The organism is Rathayibacter sp. AY1E6, assembly GCF_002931115.1.
GTDB lineage: Bacteria > Actinomycetota > Actinomycetes > Actinomycetales > Microbacteriaceae > Rathayibacter.
Genome location: NZ_PSVK01000043.1, coordinates 1 through 4,806, shown reverse-complemented (window position 1 = coordinate 4,806; position 4,806 = coordinate 1). Strand labels below are relative to the sequence as shown.

Here is a 4,806-nt window from a genome sequence, read left to right as displayed (position 1 = left end):
CCCCCCCCCCCGTCGAGCTCGGCCTGGTCGAGGCCCGACGACCCGCGCAGGATGGGCCCATGACCACGACACTCATCACCGGAGCGAACCGCTCCCTCGGCCTCGAGACCGCCCGCCGACTCCTCGAGGCGGGCCACACCGTCTACGCCGGCATGCGCGACACCGCCGACGGCGACGCCGCCCGCGCGCTCGGCGCCCACCCCGTCCGCCTCGACGTCACCGATCAGGCGAGCGTCGACTCCGCGATCGCCTCCCTGCCCGGGCTCGACGTGCTCGTCAACAACGCCGGAGTGCTGGGCACCTCGTTCGGCGTCGACGACCTCACCCCGGAGGCGATGGCGGGCGTCCTCGAGACGAACGTCGTCGGCATCGTCCGCGTCACACAGGCCGCGCTCCCGCTGCTGCGGGCCTCCGCGGCCCCGGTCGTCGTGAACGTGGCGTCCGGAGTCGGCTGGCCGCGCTGGCTGAGCACCGAGGGCCACGACGAGTTCCCCGTCACCGCGATCCCCTACGCGGCATCGAAGGCGGCGGTCGTCGCGCTCACCGTGCAGTACGCGAAGAACCTGCCGGCGATGCGGATCAACGCGAGCGACCCCGGCTACACCGCGACCGACTTCAACGGACACGGCGGGCACCAGACCGTCACCGAGGGCACGGACGCGACCGTCGCGCTCGCCCTGCTCGGCTCCGACGGGCCGACGGGCGAGTTCCACGACCGGCGCGGGCGCATCGAGTACTGAGCGGCGGGGAGGGCGGGCGCGGCCGGCCGGACACCGGCCCGGACCCGGCAGGCGTCCACGTGCCCGTTCGAGGAGCCGCTGCCCCGAGCGCGGCGTGCGTCCACGTGCCCGTTCGAGAAGATCCCGCCCCGACCCGGTATGCGTCCGCGTGCGCCCGAGACGCGGTGAGGTCCCCGAACCCGCCCTCGGCGCACCGGCCAGCACATGGTGATGAGGTGTCCTGTCTGCGCGGTCACCGGTCCTCGGTGCTGGGCTGTGAGTGACGGCCGGAGCCGGGACGCTGCCCACCGCGTGACAGAGGGCCGGATGAACCGCCGGCCCGACGGTGCGTGCTCGCTCCGGTGCGCCTACCGACTCACCGCGTCTCGTGTCAGCTCTGCAGCTCGACCCCCCAGTTCGTCCTCTGGACGTCGGCGTCGAGCCCGCGCAGCTCGCGCGCCACGGCGTCCGCCTGCTCGCGCAGCTCCCGCACCGGCAGCGCGGGCAGGCGGCGCAGCTCGCTCCGGAGCTGGCGGTAGCCGCGCTCGCCGGCGGCCGCGTCGGCCGCGCGGGTCAGGAGGCTGTGCCGGGCGCGCAGGGCCTCGCGCCGGGCGAGCGCCGCGGTCAGCACCTCTCCGGTGGGAGTGGTCGCCGTCGCGTTGGTGAGGTTGATCGCCGTGACCAGCCGCTCGAGCTCGCCCAGTGCGCGCGTGCAGTCGGCGAGCAGCTCGGCCGGGTCCTCGGTCGGCTCCTCTCCCTCCTGGTAGGAGGCGTTCGCGACGATCCGCGACTGGAGGGCCTCGATCCGCTTCTGCAGGTCGGCCCGCTCGAGGAGTGCTTCGGCGAGAGTCATGCGACCAGGCAAGCACACATCGACGGGACCCGCGCCCCTAGGCTGCGACCGTGCCGCTGCAGAACCATCCCGGAGACGTCGAGTTCCCCGTCCGACCCCGGCTGCGCTACGCGCGGGCGGCCGATGCGCACCGGCGCGGGCAGGGCGCCGGACGCCGCGCCCTCCTGGTGACGGCCTTCGCGGCTCCGGTGGGCCTGGTCGGCTTCGCATGGGGGCTCGCGCTCGGCGGCGGCGAGAGCGTCGTCGCGTTCACGGCGTTCGCGTTCGCTCTGGCCTTCGGGCTGCTCGCCGCCACGGTCGGCTTCCAGCAGTGGGATGCGCGCGCGCCGCGCCGCGAGCAGCTCGCCTACCTCGGCGCGGCCGACTCGCCGACCCCGTCCCTCCGCCAGCAGCAGCTGCTCGCGCTCGACGCGGTCAGCGACTTCTCGTTCGCCGGCTGGAACTCCTCCCTCGCGTTCCAGCCCTCGTGGGCCGAGGTCCCGGAGGAGCTGCGGCGCCGCTACGCCGACGGAGCGAAGGGGGCGCCCTGGCAGCAGCTGCCGCTGCATCCGCTCGTCGAGCACCGGGTCGCGCTCGACCGCGACTTCCGCATCGCCTCGGCCGACGACGTCGAGCTGCTGGTCGCCGACGTGCTCACCCGCGGGCCGCTCTCGACCCGCTTCGCCGAGGTCTCGGCCTCCGCCGACGCCGAGCGGATGCGCTCCCGGGTCGCCGCGCTCACCGGCGGCAGCGAGTTCCACCTCCTCGAGCTCGCCCAGGCGGTCGACGGGCGTCCGCCGCTGCTCCTGCTCGCGGGCGACGCCGAGCGCACGATCGGCGCGATCCGCTACGCCTACGTCGCCGGCTACCTCCCGGCGGCGCGGGCCTGGGAGCTGCTGGCCGCGGTCGGCGACCGCGTCTTCGAGCGCTACTCCGGCTGGGACGCCTACTGGGCCGACGCGGCCCTCGCCATCGCCTTCCGCACCGACTCCCTCGGCGCGGTGCAGCACCACCACCGTCTGCGCGCGGAGCTCGCGGCCTCGGGGTGGCCGGCGGCGTCGGTGCCGTACCCGGGCTGAGCGCGGGGCGGCTGCGGAGACGGTGCGACCGAGCTGGAGCGTCCGGACCGGAGGCGTGCTCCCGCGCGGTGACCTCCCTCGCCCACGGGGCTGTCGACGCGGAGAGAGCTTCGCCCCCGGCGTCAGCCCAGCTTCGAGGCGGGCACCGTCTCGAGGTGGAGCAGGTCGCGGCGCAGGCGCTGCGAGCGGACGTAGCTGCTCAGCACGTGCTCGGGCGAGGGCGGGGAGTCGCTCCCGCCGAGGAGGGCGCGCGCGGTCGTGAGGCGTGCGCGGCGGATCTCGTCGAACACGGTGGTGCCGTTCCGCGCGAAGGTGCGCTGCAGCGTCCGCTTCGGGACGCCGAGGCGCTCGCAGATCTCCTGGACCGAGAGGCGGGGGTCGGTGGACATCGCGGCGATCAGGGCGAGGGCGCGCGTGTAGACGTCCTCGCTGCTCTCGCGCGGCAGCGAGGTCGCCAGCACAGCGCCCGCCAGCTGCTCGACGGCGGCCCGCACCAGGGGGAAGGCGGGGGAGTCGGCGTCGAGGGTGGAGCCGAAGGTCGCGTTGACGGTCGAGAGCAGGATGCCGCGGCTGGCCGCGTCGGCCTCGGTGACGACGGCGCCACGGTCGGCCGAGTCGACCAGACCCAGCAGCGGGCGGTCGAGGGCGATCTCGGTGCGGGCGCTCGGGGTGTCGGTCACGATCGTGAACGGGGAGTCGCAGTGGAGGAAGGCGATGTCGCCCGGCGCGACGCGGACCTCGAGCGCCGCCGGATCGTCCGGCTGGATCACGAGCGCGCCCTCGAGCGGGATGATCAGGCGGACGCCCGGGCCGGCGGCGGAGGTGCGGTGCAGGCGGGCCGGCGAGTGCCAGATCCGGAGCACGTCGACGCCGTCGCTGCAGAGGGTGTCGGCCATGATGCGGAACGCGCCGTTCGCGCGGACGTCGACGCCGCTCTGCGCCAGCCACGCGGCCGCCGCCGTGTCCCGGCGGGACACCCCGCGATCGACGATCGGTCGGCTGCCTTCTGCGATTCCCCTCACGGCGGAGTCCTTTCCTCTGGCGCGTCCTCCGTACGACGCGATCCCTCTACCCTGGCCGATCCGGCCCGGTGGTGAGAAGTCGTCATGCGATCGCATCGTCGCTCACCTCCACCGCAAGGTGTCGGATCCCGCCATCGGGGGACGGAACCGGACCTCCGGGGTGCGCCTCGGATCGACGTGGACCTCGAGCGCGGCGACGTCGGTGAAGGGCCGGTCGTCGCTCGTGCGGCCCCGCAGCACGATGGAGTGGCGGAGCGTCCGGGGCGCCCGCAGCGGCGCGATCGTGTAGTGCGCGACGGCCACGAACCCCGCTCCCGGGGCGACCCGCTCGGGCCGGCCGACGACGGTGACCGGGGCCTCGTCGTAGTCGAGCTCGGCGCCCGAGCCGTCGGTGAAGGAGCCGCAGAACAGGGCGAGGTCGTGCAGGGCGGAGGTGCCGGAGTTGTGGAACTGCATCCAGAAGGTGATCACGGCGACGGAGCCGCACGCGGGCGCGAGCCGCACCGCGCTGCCGTCGAGGACGAGGTGCGGAGGCGCATCGAGCGTCGGAGCTCCGAGCATCAGCCGCGCCGCCTGACGCCCGCCGCCGGTGCGGCCACCGGTTCCGCTGCGCGTCCCGCCAGCTGCAGGAGGCCGCACGCGGCGACCACTCCGACGAGGGCGGCCGCCCAGCTCAGGTCCTGCTGGTCGAACTCCCGGAGGTGCGCCAGGACGCCCGTGAATCCGAGGATCCCCTGGGCCGCGGCGACGGTGGCGAAGGCGAGCATCGCGGCCGTGGCGGCGACCGCGGCCGGGGTGGGCGGGTCGCCCTCCGAGTCCTGGGCGAAGCGGCGGACGGCGTGCGCGAGGGCGAGTGCGCAGAGGGCTGCGGCGACGAGGGCGGCCGCGGTGTAGGCCGGGCCGGCGGCCAGGAGGAGGAGGGCGCCGACGACGACCCGCAGGCAGGCCGGGAGGACACCGGGAGCGCTGCATCCGCGCGCACCCGGGCCTCCGCCGAGGGCCGCGGCGAGGGCGCGGGACTCCTCGAGGCGCCTCCGGACGCCACGAGGACCGATGGTGCGGAGCAGGGCGGTCGCGCCCGAGGCGAGCAGCGCGACGCCGACGAGCAGGGGGAAGACGAGGGCTGCGGCGGGCAGGACGGGGGCGGCGTCGGC

At 75.4% G+C, this 4,806-nt stretch carries 5 protein-coding genes and 1 pseudogene; 2 read left to right on the top strand and 4 right to left on the bottom strand.

What is annotated here, in order from left to right; translation table 11 throughout:
• Window positions 1-59: 59 nt before the first annotated feature.
• A complete protein-coding gene (locus C5C46_RS16470; protein ID WP_104227483.1) occupies window positions 60-740 on the top strand; it encodes an SDR family NAD(P)-dependent oxidoreductase in 681 nt (226 codons plus the stop codon).
• A gap of 370 nt (window positions 741-1,110) precedes the next feature.
• Here C5C46_RS16470 and C5C46_RS16465 read toward each other — a convergent pair whose 3' ends face one another.
• On the bottom strand, window positions 1,111-1,572 hold the full coding sequence (locus C5C46_RS16465; RefSeq protein ID WP_104224023.1) for a DIP1984 family protein: 462 nt from the start codon (window positions 1,570-1,572) through the stop codon (window positions 1,111-1,113).
• A 50-nt stretch (window positions 1,573-1,622) separates the two neighbouring features.
• Here C5C46_RS16465 and C5C46_RS16460 point away from each other — a divergent pair, with 50 nt between their 5' ends.
• Window positions 1,623-2,630 carry a DUF1266 domain-containing protein gene (locus C5C46_RS16460; protein WP_104227482.1) on the top strand — a complete coding sequence of 336 codons (1,008 nt, stop codon included), beginning with the start codon at window positions 1,623-1,625 and terminating at the stop codon, window positions 2,628-2,630.
• A gap of 122 nt (window positions 2,631-2,752) precedes the next feature.
• Here the strand turns inward: C5C46_RS16460 and C5C46_RS16455 are convergent, their stop codons facing one another.
• The 3 genes and pseudogenes from C5C46_RS16455 to C5C46_RS17085 all read right to left on the bottom strand — a co-directional run.
• Window positions 2,753-3,607, bottom strand: coding sequence for a helix-turn-helix domain-containing protein (locus C5C46_RS16455; RefSeq protein WP_181136549.1), 855 nt, complete (start codon window positions 3,605-3,607; stop codon window positions 2,753-2,755).
• 147 nt (window positions 3,608-3,754) lie between these two features.
• Window positions 3,755-4,213, bottom strand: coding sequence for a hypothetical protein (locus C5C46_RS16450; protein WP_104227480.1), 459 nt, complete (start codon window positions 4,211-4,213; stop codon window positions 3,755-3,757).
• Window positions 4,213-4,806 (bottom strand): annotated as a pseudogene (locus C5C46_RS17085) (hypothetical protein); the annotation flags it as partial. The gene C5C46_RS16450 and the pseudogene C5C46_RS17085, both read right to left, overlap by 1 nt.

Bases quoted from the DNA above. Each gene is read 5' to 3' on its own strand.
- C5C46_RS16470 (WP_104227483.1), top strand. From the start codon at position 60: ATGACCACGACACTCATCACCGGAGCGAACCGCTCCCTCGGCCTCGAG.
- C5C46_RS16465 (WP_104224023.1), bottom strand. From the start codon at position 1,572: ATGACTCTCGCCGAAGCACTCCTCGAGCGGGCCGACCTGCAGAAGCGG.
- C5C46_RS16450 (WP_104227480.1), bottom strand. From the start codon at position 4,213: ATGCTCGGAGCTCCGACGCTCGATGCGCCTCCGCACCTCGTCCTCGAC.